This is a genomic window from Streptomyces sp. A5-4, assembly GCF_051131715.1.
In the GTDB taxonomy this organism is placed as follows: Bacteria; Actinomycetota; Actinomycetes; order Streptomycetales; family Streptomycetaceae; genus Streptomyces.
Genome location: NZ_CP178591.1, coordinates 9,044,325 through 9,060,533, shown reverse-complemented (window position 1 = coordinate 9,060,533; position 16,209 = coordinate 9,044,325). Strand labels below are relative to the sequence as shown.

At 68.2% G+C, this 16,209-nt stretch carries 15 protein-coding genes; 6 read left to right on the top strand and 9 right to left on the bottom strand.

Translation table 11 applies throughout. The annotated features are described in order from the left end of the window. Nucleotides 1–243 precede the first annotated feature (243 nt). Both ACLLJJ_RS42495 and ACLLJJ_RS42490 read left to right on the top strand, forming a co-directional pair. Nucleotides 244–2,160, top strand: a complete 1,917-nt coding sequence (locus ACLLJJ_RS42495; RefSeq protein WP_434600167.1) for a helicase associated domain-containing protein — start codon at nucleotides 244–246, stop codon at nucleotides 2,158–2,160. Between the two features lie 389 nt (nucleotides 2,161–2,549). After that, nucleotides 2,550–2,690: a hypothetical protein gene (locus ACLLJJ_RS42490; RefSeq protein ID WP_434600166.1), complete on the top strand. Its 141-nt coding sequence runs from the start codon at nucleotides 2,550–2,552 to the stop codon at nucleotides 2,688–2,690. 134 nt (nucleotides 2,691–2,824) lie between these two features. Here the strand turns inward: ACLLJJ_RS42490 and ACLLJJ_RS42485 are convergent, their stop codons facing one another. Then, nucleotides 2,825–4,108: a hypothetical protein gene (locus tag ACLLJJ_RS42485; RefSeq protein ID WP_434600165.1), complete on the bottom strand. Its 1,284-nt coding sequence runs from the start codon at nucleotides 4,106–4,108 to the stop codon at nucleotides 2,825–2,827. A gap of 303 nt (nucleotides 4,109–4,411) precedes the next feature. Between ACLLJJ_RS42485 and ACLLJJ_RS42480 the strand changes: the two genes are divergently transcribed. Further along, nucleotides 4,412–5,647, top strand: coding sequence for a NucA/NucB deoxyribonuclease domain-containing protein (locus tag ACLLJJ_RS42480; RefSeq protein ID WP_434600164.1), 1,236 nt, complete (start codon nucleotides 4,412–4,414; stop codon nucleotides 5,645–5,647). Between the two features lie 621 nt (nucleotides 5,648–6,268). Here ACLLJJ_RS42480 and ACLLJJ_RS42475 read toward each other — a convergent pair. Beyond that, the gene (locus ACLLJJ_RS42475) at nucleotides 6,269–7,363 is read right to left on the bottom strand and encodes a replication-relaxation family protein (protein ID WP_434600163.1); all 1,095 of its coding nucleotides are present in this window, start codon (nucleotides 7,361–7,363) and stop codon (nucleotides 6,269–6,271) included. Nucleotides 7,364–7,542: 179 nt separating this feature from the next. After that, a complete protein-coding gene (locus ACLLJJ_RS42470; protein ID WP_434600162.1) occupies nucleotides 7,543–8,370 on the bottom strand; it encodes a CU044_5270 family protein in 828 nt (275 codons plus the stop codon). Nucleotides 8,371–8,581: 211 nt separating this feature from the next. On the opposite strand from ACLLJJ_RS42470, the gene ACLLJJ_RS42465 reads away from it, so the two are divergent. From ACLLJJ_RS42465 to ACLLJJ_RS42455, 3 genes are all read left to right on the top strand, one after another. Then, complete coding sequence (locus ACLLJJ_RS42465) at nucleotides 8,582–9,028, top strand: hypothetical protein (protein WP_434600254.1); 447 nt, start codon at nucleotides 8,582–8,584, stop codon at nucleotides 9,026–9,028. Nucleotides 9,029–9,080: 52 nt separating this feature from the next. Next, nucleotides 9,081–9,920, top strand: coding sequence for a transposase family protein (locus ACLLJJ_RS42460; RefSeq protein WP_434587282.1), 840 nt, complete (start codon nucleotides 9,081–9,083; stop codon nucleotides 9,918–9,920). Between the two features lie 71 nt (nucleotides 9,921–9,991). After that, on the top strand, nucleotides 9,992–10,231 hold the full coding sequence (locus tag ACLLJJ_RS42455) for a hypothetical protein (RefSeq protein ID WP_434600161.1): 240 nt from the start codon (nucleotides 9,992–9,994) through the stop codon (nucleotides 10,229–10,231). On the opposite strand, the gene ACLLJJ_RS42450 is transcribed toward ACLLJJ_RS42455, so the two are convergent. From ACLLJJ_RS42450 to ACLLJJ_RS42425, 6 genes are all read right to left on the bottom strand, one after another. After that, nucleotides 10,213–10,851 (bottom strand): RNA polymerase sigma factor, encoded by a 639-nt coding sequence (locus ACLLJJ_RS42450; RefSeq protein ID WP_434600160.1) that lies wholly within the window; start codon nucleotides 10,849–10,851, stop codon nucleotides 10,213–10,215. The genes ACLLJJ_RS42455 and ACLLJJ_RS42450 overlap by 19 nt on opposite strands. Before the next feature lie 209 nt (nucleotides 10,852–11,060). Further along, entirely contained in the window at nucleotides 11,061–11,702 is a 642-nt protein-coding gene (locus ACLLJJ_RS42445; protein WP_434600159.1) for a TetR/AcrR family transcriptional regulator, read from the bottom strand. Beyond that, nucleotides 11,699–12,379, bottom strand: a complete 681-nt coding sequence (locus ACLLJJ_RS42440) for a DUF4166 domain-containing protein (RefSeq protein ID WP_434600158.1) — start codon at nucleotides 12,377–12,379, stop codon at nucleotides 11,699–11,701. The genes ACLLJJ_RS42445 and ACLLJJ_RS42440 overlap by 4 nt, the downstream gene beginning before the upstream one ends. Continuing rightward, a complete protein-coding gene (locus ACLLJJ_RS42435; RefSeq protein WP_434600157.1) occupies nucleotides 12,376–13,077 on the bottom strand; it encodes a hypothetical protein in 702 nt (233 codons plus the stop codon). Before ACLLJJ_RS42435 ends, ACLLJJ_RS42440 begins: the two co-directional genes overlap by 4 nt. 518 nt (nucleotides 13,078–13,595) lie before the next feature. Continuing rightward, nucleotides 13,596–14,765 (bottom strand): DUF3238 domain-containing protein, encoded by a 1,170-nt coding sequence (locus ACLLJJ_RS42430; protein WP_434600156.1) that lies wholly within the window; start codon nucleotides 14,763–14,765, stop codon nucleotides 13,596–13,598. Between the two features lie 1,036 nt (nucleotides 14,766–15,801). Beyond that, complete coding sequence (locus ACLLJJ_RS42425; RefSeq protein ID WP_434600155.1) at nucleotides 15,802–16,092, bottom strand: hypothetical protein; 291 nt, start codon at nucleotides 16,090–16,092, stop codon at nucleotides 15,802–15,804. Between the last annotated feature and the right edge of the window lie 117 nt (nucleotides 16,093–16,209).

The following is a 16,209-nucleotide window of genomic DNA, read 5'->3' as shown; positions in this document are numbered from 1 at the left end:
CACCGTGCCGCCGCACAACCACCAGAAGGATCAGAAGTGCCGTTCCCGAGACAGTGGAGCGGGACGGGGTGTACCGGCCCACGACAGCCACACCCGCCCCCAGGTACCGCCCCGTGTCAGTGACCTTGCTCTACCTACAACACCCGACCAGCGAAACAACCCCGACCTGACACACCATCACTGACACCCACCCACCGACACCAAAGCGGCACATCGCAGGATGGTGAGGAAGAATCCCGGCTGTTGCTTCGTTTTGCTGCTCCGCGTGATCCGGTGATGGTCGCGGACTGGGTGTCCTTCAACGTGATCGACACCGAGCGCCAGGACTGGGCGCGCGGCTGGGCGTCGCTCAAAAAGTTCACGGAGCGTGAGGCTCACGCCAGGGTTCCGTACGGGCTCAAGGAGGGTGCTTTCCCTCTTGGGCAGTGGGTCGCAGAGCAGCGACGGGCGTACGGGGCGGGGCAGATGACCGGCCTGCGCGCCGGGCGGCTGGAGAAGCTCGGCATGGTCTGGTCCCTCGCGGACGAACGCTTTCAGGAGAACCTGGAGGCGGCCAAGGCGTACTACGAGCAGCACTGGACCCTCTGCGCACCCCGCACCGCAGCTGCTTTGGACAGGCCGGTGGGGCAATGGCTCTCGAATTTGCGGCGGCCGGGTGCGCTGGCCGATCACCCCGAGTGGAAGAGCGCGCTGGAGGCCGTGGATGAGCACTGGAACCCGGCGTGGCCGGCGGAATGGCAGCGGCACTACGCGGCGCTGCGGGAGCTGCTGACCGACGAAGAGGACCACTCCGACGTCCTGCCCGGGTTCACCGTCCACGGCATGGACGTGGGGAAGTGGCTGGTGAGGCAGCGTCAGCACACGGTCTGGGCAGGGCTGACGGGCGGGCAGCGCGAGCTCCTGGAGACCGTCGGCGTCATGCCGGAGCCCCCGGAGCCCCCCAAGACCGCCAAGGCGGCTGTGAGCGCCTTCGAGAAGGGCGTGGCGGCCCTGGCGCGTACCGGCTCTGTGGCGGTCCCCAGGGCCCACGTAGAGCGACTTGAGGACGGGTCGGAGGTGAAGCTCGGAGTGTTCCTCAGCAACAGCAAGAGCCGCCGGGCCAAGCTCACCACCGACAAACTCACCGCGCTGGCCGGCCTCGGACTGGAGTGGGCAGCGGGCACCGTCAGCGGGAGGGCACCGTCAGCGGGAGGGCGTCGTGAGGGGAGACAGTGCGGGGGCAGGGCGGCTCGGGCGGGTGAGCCTGGTGCTGGCCGGGCGGAAGGCCGGGCGGCGGCATTGTGCCGGTACACCGGCCACCTGGGAGCCGTACACAGCCCGGCCACTCTGAGAGTGGTCGAGGGTGCCTTGGGGTTCGCCGAGGAACGCGACGGTGTGGACGACGTCCGCGCGTTCGAGGACCTGTGGTCGGCTGGCGCCCTCTGGGGCCAACTCCCCTCACCACACGTGACACTCCCTGATCTGGGTGAAGCGAACACCGCCGTGCTGGAGCACATCCAGCACCTGCTGGAGCGACTGCCACCGGAGCAGTTGCGCGAGGTGGCCATCGGGATGTCCGTGGAGCAGCACGTGGTCGGTGTGGCGCTGGAGCTCGTGGAGGAGACGGCGGGTGGCGGCCCGGAGTTTCGGGCGGGGCCGGTGGCGGGGTTCGAGCTGGAGGTGCTGCTGAACGAGGACCGGATCGGGGATGCGGTCGATGTGCTGGTGTGGGACGCGCCGGGCCACTGGCCGTCGTTGCAGCGCGGGGCGCTGGTCCTGGCACTGGTGTGGGAGATCGGCGCCCTGGTCGGGTACGCGGCGGAACTGGCGGCAGCCCAGGTGCGGCCCGTTGAGTTGCTGTGGCAGGCGGCCGGCACCGGACACCTGTGTGCCGGTGTGCGTGTCCCCGTACCCGGGCCGGAGGTGCTGGTGTGGGCCTCGGTCGACAAGAAGGAATTCGAGGGGCGGCCCCTGTTCTCCCAGGCCGTGCACCTCGGTGCGTGGGCATGGTCGCTCGACTGGCAGAGCACGGACGGCACCCCCGCGCTCTACAAGGGCGGCCGCGGACCGAGCAGGACGGCCACGCGATGGCGGGCCGAACGAGCCGTACAGGATCTCCTCGCCGACCCGTACCGGGCCAGGAGCCCCGTGTCAGACGACTGGCTCCTCCCACCGCCCTGAACACCCCACCCGCATGAACACCCGTGCCGCGGACCGGCGCTGGTTCAGCCCCTGACGTGACGGGCAGCGTCGCCGACAAGCCCCCCACGTTGGCCGACCTCGGACTGGAGTGGGAAACATGAGCACCAAGCAGCCAGGCGCGGACGCGTGACGCCCTGAACCCGAACCACACAGCGATATGAAAATCCCGCGCCGATCACTGCATTCCGAGACGAGCACTGAACGTGCACCTCAGAGCCCTCGCAGCTTCCGACGCTTCAGCGAAAGCCCAAGCTCAGGGCCGCACCACACAACAGCCCAAAATCCTGAAACAATCACTAAATCCCCAGATCAACGCGTCACCCATCTAGTGATCACTAACGGATTCGTCACAGATTGACGCGGCGTGGATGCTTCGCGCGATCTCGATCAAGGAAGCAGTCTCGGCCTTCGAGGTCTATCTCGAGCACGCGGTCGACGAGACCCTCGGCGGGATCGGTCTGGGACTTCGGCGCAAAGAGAAACGGGTCGTGTCCCTTGCCGTGGTGTAGTGAATCAACTGGCGGGCGTGTTCGGGGTGTTGGGTAGCGCCGGGGCGCTTTCGGGGTAGAGACGCGGAAGGCCCCGCACGGAGCCGGGAGGCCGGGGGTTCACGTGCGGGGCCGTGCTCACGGGGTGGGGGCCGTCAGACTCCGGTCAGGGTGTATGTACCCGTGCCGTCCTGCCTGCCGCTGGAGTACTGGCGGATGAGTTCCCCGTCCGCGTACCGGTTGTGGCCCATCATGGAGCCGGTGTACTTGTTCTGCAGACCGATCTTCGTGCTGCCGGGTACGTCGCGGTAGATGTAGAACCGCTGGAGGTCGTCTTCCCCGCAGGTGGTGGTCGTCAGGTAGGCCTGCTCCTGGTTGGCGATGTTCGCCGGGATGGTCGCGCATCCGCCGTTGCCCCAGTTCCACAGGGACGCCTCGATGACGCCGTTGCGCTCGGTCACGTTGCACAGGCGCCAGTTGTCCAGGTGGGCACTGGTCCAATTGGATTCCCGCAGGCGAGTGCCGTCGTTGGCCCGGAGCGGTGCGCTCCAGTTCAGGGGCTTGCCGGGAACGTCGATCTTGTAGACGCCGGGTTGGCAGTTCAGGGCGGCGCGCGGGGCGGGCCTGGCGGCCTGGGTTGCCTTCATGCTCTGGGCGGCCTTGGCGGCTGTGGCGGCGTTGTCGGCGTCGTGCTTGGCCTGGTCGGCCTTGGCCGAGGGGACGGGACCTGCCGGGTGCTTCGCGGTGGCGGCGGGGGAGCCGCAGTCCAACAGGACCTGGGCCTTGGCCATGATGCTGTTGGCGGGGACCTTGTCCTCGCAGCGCACCGCGCCTTCTTCGAGGGCGGTGTAGGTGGTGTAGGAGCCGGTGTCGGGGCCTTCGACCCACTTCAGGGCGTAGGTGCCGCCGCCGAGGTCGGTGCGGTTGCAGTTGAGGCTGCCGTAGGTGCCGGTGACTTTCTTGGTCCCCTCGTAGAGGCCGTAGTAGCCGGGGTTTTGGAAGTTCCAGCTGATGGACTTGCTGGTGCTGCTGGTGTGGGTGTAGTTGACTTGGACGTTCAGGCCGACGGTCCCGCCGACCATGCCGAGGGCTTCGACCTGGAAGCTGCCCTGGATGTTGCCGTTGAGGCCGACGGAGACCGAGATGGTTTCCTGGGTGCTGGTGTCGACGGTCTGGGAGCCGGTCGAGCCGTCGGTGACGTACCAGCCCTTGAAGTGCGTAATGGTGGGGGTGACTTCGGCGCTCTTGATGTAGGGGTGGCGGGTGCCGAGGTCGGCCGGGGTGCATGTGTCACCGGGCTTGGCCGGGGCGGCGGCGGGCTTGGCCGGGGCGGCCGTGGCCGGTGAGGCGAGGCTCATCGTGGCTATCGCGGAGGCAGCCGCAGCGGTGAGGGCTACGAGCCCCCTTCCGAGGAGGCCGGTCGGTCTGGTGTGACGCATTTTCCCCCCATGGGCCGGGCCGCGCACGGGCGGGAACCCGGCCGTTGGTGTGGTCGGTGTGATGGTGCTGAGCGCGAGTGAACATAGCGCCACCAAAGGCGACAGGGGGATGCCGTAATCGGCCAGTGTGATCATTCTGGGCGGAATGGCCTGTTCCGGCGGTGCGGCCCGCCCGCCGCTGTGGACCGGTCGCGAATTCCGGACAAGGTTGCGAATTCCGAACCTGAGCCCGGTCGGTGGTTCCTACCATCTCGATCATCTGTACGGCCGCGTGACCAGCGGACCACCACCGGAGGGACCATCGTGAAACGCGCAAGACGCTGCCTGATGGCGATAGCCACACTCGCTCTGACCGCTGCCACCCTCACCACCACCACGGCGTCCGCCGCCGCAGCACCGGCGAAGGCGGGCGCCGCTGTGGCGGGCAAGGGCTGCGTGCCGACCGCGCCCGGCGAGGTCGGCAAGGAGGGCGTGGGCGTGGTCGACTGCGTCGCGGGGGACGGCCCCCGCGACGCCGTGCCGCCGGTCGCGGCCGGGCCCAAGGCCCGTGCGTCCGCGCGTTCCTGCAAGGAGGAGGACACCCGCCACTCCTACTGCCGCGAGGCCAACGCCCCCTACACGCTTAAGACGAAGGAGGGCAAGGTCATATTGGTGGCCGCGCTCCACTTCGTCACCCGCGCCGCCGCCATCGACCCGAAGGCTCAGACCTGGCAGGAGACGATCAGCGCCACGGTCACCGAGGCCGCAGGCACGGGGACCATACTGTTCGCGTTCGGGCCCTCGTGTTCGGGGCAGTGCACGATGTACAAGGCCAAGGCGTGGGGCGGCAAGTACGTGCCCATCGGCGTTGGCGAGACGAAGGAGGACTTCGTCGTCTACAAGACCACCGTGGGCAAAGGCGGCCAGAGCGTGGTCAGGCCCACCTACCACGGGGACCTCACCTCCACCGAGGCGGACGAGCGGGTAATCCCCCTGGGCACCTGGTACGGCCCGGAACTGCGCTGTGACCAGGCCGTGGGCCGTACGTCGGGGTGCATCGTGATGGGGCACATGGCCGACGTGAAGATTTCCATCGCGCAGTACGGGGCTGCGGCCATCACCTACCGGTGGGCCCAGGACAACTTGAAGGGCGGCAACACCGGCACGAAGGAGGCGCCCCTGCAGCGGGGCAGTGATGAGGAGGACGAGAACGCCCCGACGACGAAGCAGAATCGCTACCAGAGCTGTGATGCCGCGCCGAACCCCTTCAAGCCCATCCTCGTCACGGCGGAGCCCGACTCGTGTGACGAGTTCCCGTTCGCCGCTTCGAGCCAGGGCGGCACGAACGGGAACCTGTGCGCGGAGATCCACCCGTGGTTCAACTCCGCCACCTTCCAGTGGGAGGTCGACAAGCTCAGGTACCTCGGCCCCGCGCAGAACTGCGTCCGCAGCCACGTACCCCTGAAGCAGAACACGGAAGCGGGGGGCGAGTACGGGCGTGCTGTGCTGACCGAGCGCATCCTGGACCACGAGTGGTACACCGTGACCATCACCCCGTAACCAATAGGCACCCACACCCGCCGTGCCCCCGACCGTCCGACCGGCGGGGCACGGCGCTGTGCCAAGAGCGCATCGGGCGCGTCGGCTCCTGCCGGGGTCAGACGGGGACTGGGAGCCGAAGCCGCGGACCACGAGCACGGGAATGCCCGCCGGGGCGAGCCATCCGGTCAGCTGCTGCCGGAGGGTGTCCTTTTCAGCGGCGACGTACAGCGCGTGCGACTGACCATGGGTGAGGTCCAGGCCGAACCAGTCGGGGCTCTCGTGCATGAACGTGCCCGCGTCCGGCCAGGCCGGCGGGACGTGGACTTCGCGCAGGGTGTCGATCAGGTCGGGGAAGCGGCCCTCGCGGCGGGCTTTCGCGAGGTGGGCGGACAGGTGCCGGTACATCGACGGCGTGTGCGGCAGCACGCCAGCGGAGGCGAGGCGGTACATGACCTGGCGCAGCGTGACGCCGCCCTCGTAGCTCTCCACGATCTCCCGGGCCCGGTCCACCACGGCCTGCCACCGGATCCGCTCTCGCTTCGTACCGGTACTTGTACCCCTTGCGTCGCCGCCGCCGGCGAGGGCTTGCCCAGGGTCACCTTGGGCTTGCCCACGCCGGCGGCGGGAGGCTTGCCCGGGTCAGGTGCGGCGTGAGAACCAGCGGGTGGCCTTCTGTATGGGCAGGGCCTGACCCTGCTCCTGCTGCGGGCGTTCGTCCGCCCAGACTTCCCGTACGTCGGTGACGTACCGCCGGTCGCAGTCCCCGCACAGGGACGGGTTGGGCTCCGGGGTGACGCCCCAGCCGACGCGCTCGGTCGCCTTCCACCGTTCGTCGGTGAACGCCGCACCGCACTCTGGGCAGACAGGACGGCGGGCGTTGCGCTTGAAGTCGTGCTGCCCCACCTCGCCGCGCACCGGCTCCTGGCGCTCCCGCGTGTCGGCCGCTGGGCTGACGACGGTGCCGACCTTCTGCTTGCAGGCGTCGCACAGGTTCGGGTGGGTGTCCTTCGGGGTGTCCCAGTCCGTCGACTGCGCCGCCGCCCACCGTTCGTCGGTGAACTTCGCCCCGCAGCCAGCACAGACGGGACGACGGGCCTCCCGCTCGGCTGCCTTCTTCGCCCCCTGCTCCTGAGCCGCGCGCTGCACCTGTGCCTTGTGCGCCGCTTGCTGGGCCCTGGCCCTGTCCTGCTCGCGGGCGTCGGCAGCTTCGCGGCGGGGGTTGCCGATCGCCTCTAGGAGCGGCTGCGGGTGCTCGCGCCCGAAGCGGAAAAACACCGCGCCGGCCGGTCCGTGCTCGCGGAGATTACGCAGCCCGACCGCGACGACCGGGATCTTCCCGTCGTAGAGGTGGTGGCCGCCGCCCACCCTCTGTCCCTGCCAGAGGTGACGGGTGAGCTCTTGCAGCCGGGGGACCTTGCGGTTCGGGTCGCGTTTGCCGAGGTGGTTGAACACCAGCAGCACCGGCGGGTGCGGCGCATCTCCGTGCCGGCTCTCGGGGGCCCTCCAGCGGGTGCGCCACATCGGGCGCTCCTTGCCGTCGGTGTCCTTCATCTTCCGCCGGAGGAACCGGGCGTACCTCTCCAGCTTGTCGGCGAGCTCCTCCGGGGTCTCGTGGCAGTTGTCGACCTCGAAGAACAGCAAAGGCACCCCGTCCTGACGGGCGGTGAGCACAGTGTCGGCCTGCGCACCGTCCTTGCCCGGCGCGTTCCACGTACCGGTGGCCGGCAGCGGCACCTCGGTCCAATACGAGGCGATCGCGCCGACCCCACCGGGTGCATCGACAGCGCCCCGAGCTACCGAAAGGCTCTTCTTCGTGCGCGTAAAAGACGGGAAGATCGCCCTGGCGAGAACCTGTTCGATCTACACGTTCCGTTATCGGTTCAGAAACGACTTCAGTACCGCATCCCTTGCCATCAGCTCTGGGCCCTCGGGCTGTGGCCTGGCTGGTCGGTGATGCCTCTGCCGATGATCGCGATGGACTCCACCTCTGCGCCGGCCTTGCCCCAGGCGCCGTCCTTGAGCAGGACAGTGCATTCACCGAGCAGGTGCAGGGACTTCTTGTCGAAAATCCACTCGGTGCGTTCGCCGTCGTGGACACGGGCAACTGCCACCCCGTGCCGACCTGCGGCGTCGACGGCTTCCGGAACGGTGATCACACCAGGGATACGGGCCGCGGCCCGGTACAGAGCTTCACTGGCGTTCGGGGGCGCAGTCATGCCCCGGAGCAAGTCACCGATGGCGACGAATGCTTCCTGGTCCGGCCCGGTGGTGGAGTCGGTGCCGGATCCGTGATTGAGATTGGTGTCTTTGTAAATCGTCTTCAGTAGGTGGCCGGGGTCAGTCGGCAGCTGCTCCAGAAGCCGGTAAGTCGGAGAGCTCAGCGACCCAGCGCCGGGGGCAGCCAGCCACTGGTCACCCCCGGGGGCGCGCTGCAGGGTGCGGCCGGTCCCGTCCACCGAGGTCCACTCTTCCCGGGCCTGACTGCTTCGTTCCGTTGTCCCGGTGTCCCCATTCATGGCCGTGGTGAAGCCCGTCACCTTGATGTAGGTGTACTGGTCATTGCGAACCTTTGTCCTGGGCTGTTCGTCCGCGGTGAGAGCGATACGGTTCAGCAACTGAACCGCGGCCGGCGATGTCTGTGCCTGCTTCGTCGGGGCTCCGCCAGTCCCGGCGGTGTGCAGCCCCAGTGCAACCGTGACGGCCACGCCGCAGACGAGGGCGGTGGTGGCCAGGATCAACACTGGGCGGTGTGCATCGTGAAGTCGCAGGTCACGGGTCTGGTGTGAATGGCGAGTTGGGTACTCGTGCCGGTCGGCGGCCGATGACCATGGCGTAGATCATCGGGCAGGTCGGGCTCCGGCGGGATGCCGGGTTCGGCTGCGCCCACGACCGGCCCCCGCCTACGATCCGTCAGCAGGTCGGCACACCGTGAGAACGCGGGAGGGCGCGGGGATGCAGGAGCGGCAGTGGATCACCACCCGCCGGAGCGAACTGGACGCCCTCGCCGAGGAGTTGGCCAAGCAACTCCAGGAGGTCCAGGCCGAGCGGGATGAACTGGCGATCGCGGAGCGGGTGCTGAACCGCCTGGCCGAGCAGGCCCGGGCCGACGCCGGGGCTGTCGCTCCGGTATCGGCGAAGGTGGCCGGGCGGGCAGTCCTGCTCATCCCGCACCGCAGCGACGCGGCCGACGCGGGCGCGCTGCCCGGCGACTACCGCAAGATCCTGGCCATCGTGCGGGAGGCCGACGGCCCGGTGCAGGTCAGGGCGGTCGGCGAGCGGCTGGGTCTGGACGCCTCGGTGCGCGGCAAGCTGGAACCTCTGCGAGCGAAGATGACCAAGCTCGCCGACCGCGGCTGGCTGCACAAGCGGGGCGACGGTCGGTTCACGGCACGTCCGTAGTCGCACGGGGCATGCCCGTAACTGACGGGCCCCCGACGGCAGTTGAGTTTGTGTGACGAAAAACAACAGTCCCGTCGAGGGCCCTGACGGCCTTGTCTACACCGCCCGCCTGCCGCTGTCGAGCGCCACCCTGAACTGGCTCGCCGACTTGATACGCGGCCACCTCAAGAAGATCGGCTCTAGGTGGCGCGCCCTGCCTCCGGGGAAGATCGCCACCATCGTGCTGGCAGTGCTGCGCTGTGACCAGCGGCCCGGCGACCTGGCCGGCGGCAACGGAGTACACCGCACCACCGTGACCCGATGGGTGAGGGAGGTCATCGGCCTGCTCGCAGCCCGCGCCCCACGCCTGGACCGGGCCCTGAAGAAGATCACCCGAATGGGCGGCGGCATCGTACTGCTGGACGGATCGGTGATCCGTACCCGGCGCAGAACCGGGAAGGAAAACCGGAAGAACTACTCCGGCAAGAACAAATGCCACGGCCTGCTCGTGATCGCCCTCACCGACGACCGGGGCCGACTGCTGTGGATCTCGGCGGCCCGCCCCGGGCGCACCTCGGAGATCACCGCCTGCCGGCACGACAAGCTCACCGGGAAACTGCGGGAAGCCGGGCTCGGAGCCATCGCCGACCTGGGTTTCGTCGGCCTCGACGACGGCGGCCCCGACGCCGGCCCAGCGGTGATCACCGGCTACAAGGCCGCCCGGAACCGGCCCCTGACGCGAGGCCAGAAGCTGTCCAACACGGCACTGGCGGCCGTCCGGGCACCCGTCGAGCACGGCTTCGCCCACCTCAAGAACTGGCGCGTCCTGAGCAAGGTACGCACCGACCCCGCCTGGGCGACCGCCCTGGTCCGGGCCTTGCTGGTCCTCACGAACCGCGAAGTCGCCCGATGACCGACGATCTTCACCAAAGTCACCTGCCACCGACCAGCACGAGCATCCCGATGCCCACGCACACCAGCCCCATGACCAGCAACTTCAGCTTGCACACCTCTCACTGGGCGCCGGCGGGTACGGCGGCTGGAGACGGCCCGATCTGGAAGCGCGATCTCGTTCAGGAAGTGCTCCTTGAGCAGGCGATGCACATCGGGGGCGACATCGGGGACAGCCGGAGCCGGCAGGAGCTGAGCCAGTTCCTCCGCCTCGTCCCACCCGCGCTGTTCAGGCTGTTGCGGGAAGACCGCGTTCATCGGTTCCTCTCCTGAGTCGACCGGACCGCAGCAGTGCGGCTGCCTGGTATGTGTCCGCTCTCGGCGGCCGGTTCCCGCCAGCTCCTGACTTCTTGCAGCTCGGCCTCGGCAAGCTTGCCCAGTCGTCGGCGTGCCCGAGACAACCGAGAGCGCACGGTGCCCACTGGGACTCCCAGAGCCTCGGCTGCTGCCGTATAGCCCAGCCCCGACCACACGCACAAATGGAACACCTCACGCTCGCTCTGCCGGAGTTTGCCCAACGCACGGGCGGCTCCCTCTAATCGGTGCTGGTCGGTGATCCGGCCGACAACCTCGTCGGCGAAATCGGGCACAGACTGCAGCTGCGGCAGGCGCGACATCGCAGCCCGATGACGACGGGTCGCCCGGGAGGTATTGCGCAGCACCTTCGTGGCAATGCCGAGCAGCCATGCCCGCGGGTTCACCACCTCGGTGCGCAACTTGTCACGTAGCCGCCAGGCCTCCAGAAACGTCAGCGACACCACATCCTGAGCCGTGGCCCAGTTACCGGTCACCCGGACGGCGTGCGCGTACACCACTCGGGCATGTGCGTCGAAAATCTCATCAAACGCAGCACGATCACCGGACCGCAGTCGTTCGCTCAGCGATGTCTCCACGTAGCGAAGTGTCCGCCGCGCCACTCCAGTTCCCTGTGACGCTCACCACACCGCGATCGCCAGTAGAGCTTTCACCACTGCCCGCCGTGGACGCGTGCGGACTGGAACTCAACCACTCGGGCAACCCCTCCGACATGTTGCCGTGCCCGGCTAGCCCGGCCCGTTATCGGAGCGGCCGCCACTTTCTTCGGCTAAGGCGAGGTGCCGGGTCAGTCCCGGGTGTGACGGCGCAGCCCGTGGGTGAGGGCCCGTTGGGACAGGGGGCCAAGTCCTTCCAGGGCCTGGGCGAGGACGGCGAGCTGTTCGAGTGAGTCCAGGGCGCGGGCGGCGCCCTGGGGGTCGACGCCTTCGTACAGTTCGATGCCGACGAAGGAGGCGGCCGCGGCACGGGCCAGCCCGGCGGGGTCGGCGAAGGCGGCCAGGGGGGGCGCGGCGAGCAGCCGGGTCAAGACGGCCTCCAGTTCCTCGATCCACAGCGCGAGTCCGGCGGAGGTCGCGGCCGCGAGGGCGGGCGCGGTCTGGCCGGCGGCCAGTAGCTGGCCGAGGACGGCCACCTGGCCGGCGGCCCGTTCCTCGGCGTGCATCGCGCGGGCGAAGGTCAGGAGTTCGGTGAGGGAGTCCAGGGCGGCGAGCCGCTCGCGGTAGCGGGAGACGCGCTGCTCCGCGCCGTGCACGCAGGCAGCGGCGAGGAGCTCGTCGACGGAGCCGAAGTGGTAGAAGACCAGTGCCTGGTTGACGCCGGCGGTGGTCGCGATCGAGCGGGCCGAGGTCTTGGCGATGCCCTGCTCGACCAGGGTGCGCAGGGCCCCTTCGAGGAGTTTGAGACGGGTGGCCCCGCCGGACGCACTCACGCGCGGGCCTCCTCGCGGACGGGCCGCAGGCCTGCGCGGAGTCCGCTGCCGCCCGCGTTGACGTACTCGGCGGTGAAGGAGCCCTCGTAGCCGAAGAGGAAGCCGAAGTGCCGGTTGGTCACCCGCACCCGGATCCGGAAGCGGCCGGTGCTCTCTTCGAAGGACTCGCGGACCTCGGCTTCGCCTGCGATCAGGGACGGGACGCGAACGTCGAGGGGGCCTTCGCGGAAGCGGTGCTCGCCGGAGCGGATGAGGAGCGAGCCGTCGGGTTCGGCGCTCATGTGGAGGTCGCTGGCGAGGTGCTGGTGGGTGCCGAGGTAATCGAGGACGCAGTCACGTTCGGGGCTGAAGACCATCGTGGCGTCGAAGCGGTGGGGGCCGTCGGGCAGCTGGAAGGTCCGTACGAAGGTGACGGTCTCGCGGCCGAAGGAGTCCGTGTAGGGGAAGTTCTCGATGACGAAGGGCACCTGGCGGCCCTCGCGCGGGACGAGGATGTTGCGCGTCCCGCCGAGCCGGAGGAACGGCTTGACGAAAGGGGCGCCGTGGTGGATCCGCTCCATCGTCCCGCGCCCGACGCAGGCTTCGCCCCTGTCGAGCCCGACGGAGAAGCGCCGCCGGATCTCGGGATGCAGGCGGCCGAAGCCGGCACCCATGTGGGTGTGAAAGATCGAGGTCACGAGGACTCCAGGAGGCCGAGCAGCCGGGGGGCGCGCACGCGCCCGGCTGGGGTGCGTCGGCAGCGGCGTGCAGCCGGGGTGCCGGGCAACGGGGGCAGCAGGGCGGCGAGGACGGCGGCAGCCGCCGCAGCGGCGAGCGGGGCGACGGGAGAGGCGAGCAGGGCGGCGAGGACCAGGGCCAGGCGCAGAGTGCACTCCCCCAGGGCGCGGGCGAGGGCGGCGCGCGGGTGGGTCCCGCGTTCGCACCACAGGCGCAGCCGGTCGAAGGACCAGGCGGTGGCCCAGCCCATGAGCGGCCGGAACACCAGCCGGTCGGCGACGGCACCGCCGCGGCCCCAGCGCGGGCGGTAGTCATAGCCGGTCAGGAAGCGCACCCCGGTGGGGCCGGGGACGTAGCGCCAGTAGCCACAGCCCTCGGCGAGCAGCGAGAGCGGGTGGCCCGAGGCGAAGCGCAGCGCAGAGACGCGCGTGCCGTCGGACCGCAGCCGCTCACCCGCACTGACTCCAGTGCCCGCGATCCACACGAGGGGCAGCAGCCGGGTCGCGTAGCGAAAACGCTGCGGCTGCCCCTCGACGCTCGGCAGGTAAGAGATCGAGGTGAACCGCAGGTCCCAGGCCTGGTGCCGCGCCGGGTCCTGGGTCCGCTCCCAGAGGACCTCCATATCGGCGTCGATCACAGTCTCTACGTACAACCCCATGGTCGCCACCTCACTGCTCACAATTTGAGCGTTCGCTCAAACCGCAAGTTAGCTCAGTTTGAGCGAACGCTCAAGTAGACCGGCGGACCGGTTGGAGCATGCGCTCACAACGCCGCTCCCCCGCGGTTTTGCCAGGGCATCGGGATGAAGTGGGAGTGGCTCTCGCGTAGGTGCTGGGTGACGCAGTCGCCGGTCGCCGGTCGCCCCTGTCCCCGCCTACCGCCGAGGCAGCAAGGATCTGGGCGGGCCACCGGGTGGTGATCCAGCCCAGCTCTGCCGTCGGCCAGGCAAGTCGCGGGCGGCCCCTTGATGGATGCGCCACTCGCACAGCCGCTGAGCAGCTCAGGATCCGAACCTCATTAGGCAACCTGCGAGGTCGTAGGTGTCGAACCCACCCCTTACTCACGGAAACTGACCGCGATAGATGAGTTTCATTGGCTGTGTGTCGCCGGCCGCAGGTTGCGTGCCAGGCGTACGAGCGCCTGGCACGCAACCTGAGAGGAAGCCGTTTGTCAGGGTTAGAACTTGCCGTAAGTGCCGGTCAGGTCGGCCTCGGGGCAGGCGATGGAACCGATCAGGCATGCAGCGTTGGCGTACTTCCGGGTGTAGACGTTGGTGACCTTTCCACCGTCGTAGATGTAGATGTGGTGGTTCGGCATGAGGCGGTGCTTGCCAGAGCGAATGGTGTAGTTTCCGCTCTTGGTCAGGTTGATGGTGAAGGCCCCATTGATGGCGCCCTTCACGCTGCCGAGGCCCTTGCAGAAGGGGTTTGTGGCGTGCAGGGACATCCGCACGTCCACGTAGTTCTTGCCGGATCCCAGCTTCTTGGCCGACATGTTCTTGGTGGTGGCGGTCTTCGTTTTAATCTTCTTGCCGGTCTTCTTCACGTAGACCGTGGTGGCGCCGATGTGCTTGTTGCCCGCCACCTTCTTGGACTTCCACGTGACTGTCGCGTGCAGGGCGGTGCGGTACTTGCTCGACTTCCAGTCGAACTTCGAACGTCCGTCGCCGCCGAACTGGAACTTCTTGCCGTAGTCGCAGCCCCCGGTGGGAGCATCGATCTTCTTCTGCGGGATGAAGGAGATCCAGGAGAGAGTGGATGTCTTGGCGACACCGGCGGCGGCCGCTCGGGCAACCGCCTGCTCGCGCAGTGCGGTGGGCGCCCCGGAGACCGGGATGGACACCTGCATACCCCAGAGTCGGGCCTGCGGGTTGCCGCCCTTCGGCAGCACCGGCGCGACCTGATAGTGGTAGTCCGTGCCGGCCTCCACGTTCGTGTCGCGGAAGGTGGTCACCCCTGCGTCGAGGCGGGCTACCACCTTCTCGTCACGGGTGACCACGTAGCGGGCATCCTTCGCGTACCCCTTCCACGACAGCTCGGCGAAGGACTTGCCGGCCGCCGCAGTAATGCCCTCGCGGGCAGAGGAGCGGTCGACGACCGCGGTCTCGCCTGAAGCAGCTCGCATGACGCTGAACTCCTGCGAGTCCAGCGCCTTGCCCTCGGCGCTGTTTGCGCTGACGCCGGATACGTCCTTCAGTTCGTTGGAGGCCAGGGCGGATATGGAGAACGCCGAAGCGCCCGGCCGCGGGTCTTGGTCGGGGGCGGCAGACGCGTTGAACCCGGTCGCAACAAGTGTGAGCGGGGCCAAGGTAAGTGCCGCCACCTTCGCGGAACGAGAAAGCTGCATGAATATTCCCTTTCATGTGATGCCATTGGCGTTCTACGGGCACGGAATATCCCGCTCTTACTGCAGCGCCTCTTCCCGGCCGGGAGCCCGGTGGACGAGCGTCTGGCTCGGCGGATCCCCCGGGAATTCCGTGAGGGGCTGTTCCGGAGAGGGGCGTGTCGAAAGAGGGACCTGTGGGGTGACCTGTTGGCCGTTTTCTGCCCGCCAACGGTTCGGGGGCTGTGGGTGCCCCTGTATGCGACCGGCCTGCTGACTGACCTGGGCGGCGCTGGCCGTGGCGGGGACGTTTCCGGGCCGCAATTGATGTGTCAGTGACTCGGAGGGAGGCTTGCGCCGGCCTTTGCCTCCTCCTGTCAGGGGATGTAGCAACCAGCCTAGGAAGGAAGAGAGTTCGGGCGTCAGTGTCTCCTGGGGCAGTGCACTGATGGGCAGTGACCGAAGGGGCAGAAGCGTGCTGTGCCCACGACCTGGCGGCTGGTGTCGGCGCACGGACATTGCTCGGCGTCTGGCGCGGCACAGGCACTGCTGAGCACCGTGAGGTCAACAAGCAGGCGCGGCAGTTCGAGACCCTGCGCCCAGCCCATCACGCATCGCAGAATCCTGAGACGAGCACCGACAGACAGAGGATCCTGTTTATGCCTAATTGGCAGGTTTTGAATCTTGGTGAGGTGGAGAGCCCGTCCTGCAAGAACGGCGTTCGCCGTGCCCGAGGAGCAGCCAGAACAAGCCTTCAGGAGAGCTTTGCGGACCGAACTTGTCCGCCGCATTTCGACAGTCCGAGGTACCTGCTTGTTAGCAGAAGACTGACCGTCAGGTCCCTGTAGCCGACAGCACTATTGAGTCGGCGGGGACAACATGAAGGGAGGGAGCGCGTGCAGGGAGAGGCCGGTTATTTGGGGCATTACGCGTCAATCGGCGATGCCCGATGCGGGTGGCCGCTACGCCGGAATGCGCGAGGAAGTGTGCCGGCTTGCTTTCGTAGCGGCGATGACGGCGGCAGTCGGCCGACCCAGGGGCCAGCAGGATGCCGAGGGCATCAGGCGCCCAAGGCGCCGGCCAGGAAGATCGGGTAGAGCACGCTCAGGGAACCGGCGGCGAGGCCGATGGCGCACTGGCCCCGGTTGAGCTTGCGGGCCAGGCCGAGGAGCGCGAAGGTGACGGCGAGACTGCCGAACAGAAACGGGATCGCAATTCCGATGAAGCCTGCGAATACCGCGGCGATCAGAGCAACGATGCCAAGGACGAGCGAGACCGGCCCATAGAGAGTTGCGGGGCTGTCGGCGGATCCGGTGGGCATGTCGGGTTCCTCGCTGTCGGGCTCCAGCACGCAGGGATAGCTCCTGCATAAGTGATGATGCCATTTTCCGGGTGTGCCCACGGGTCCGCGCCGTGCGTATGGCCTCCTGTGAGATCAAGCTCACGCTCAGGTTCGGGGCTGCCAGCT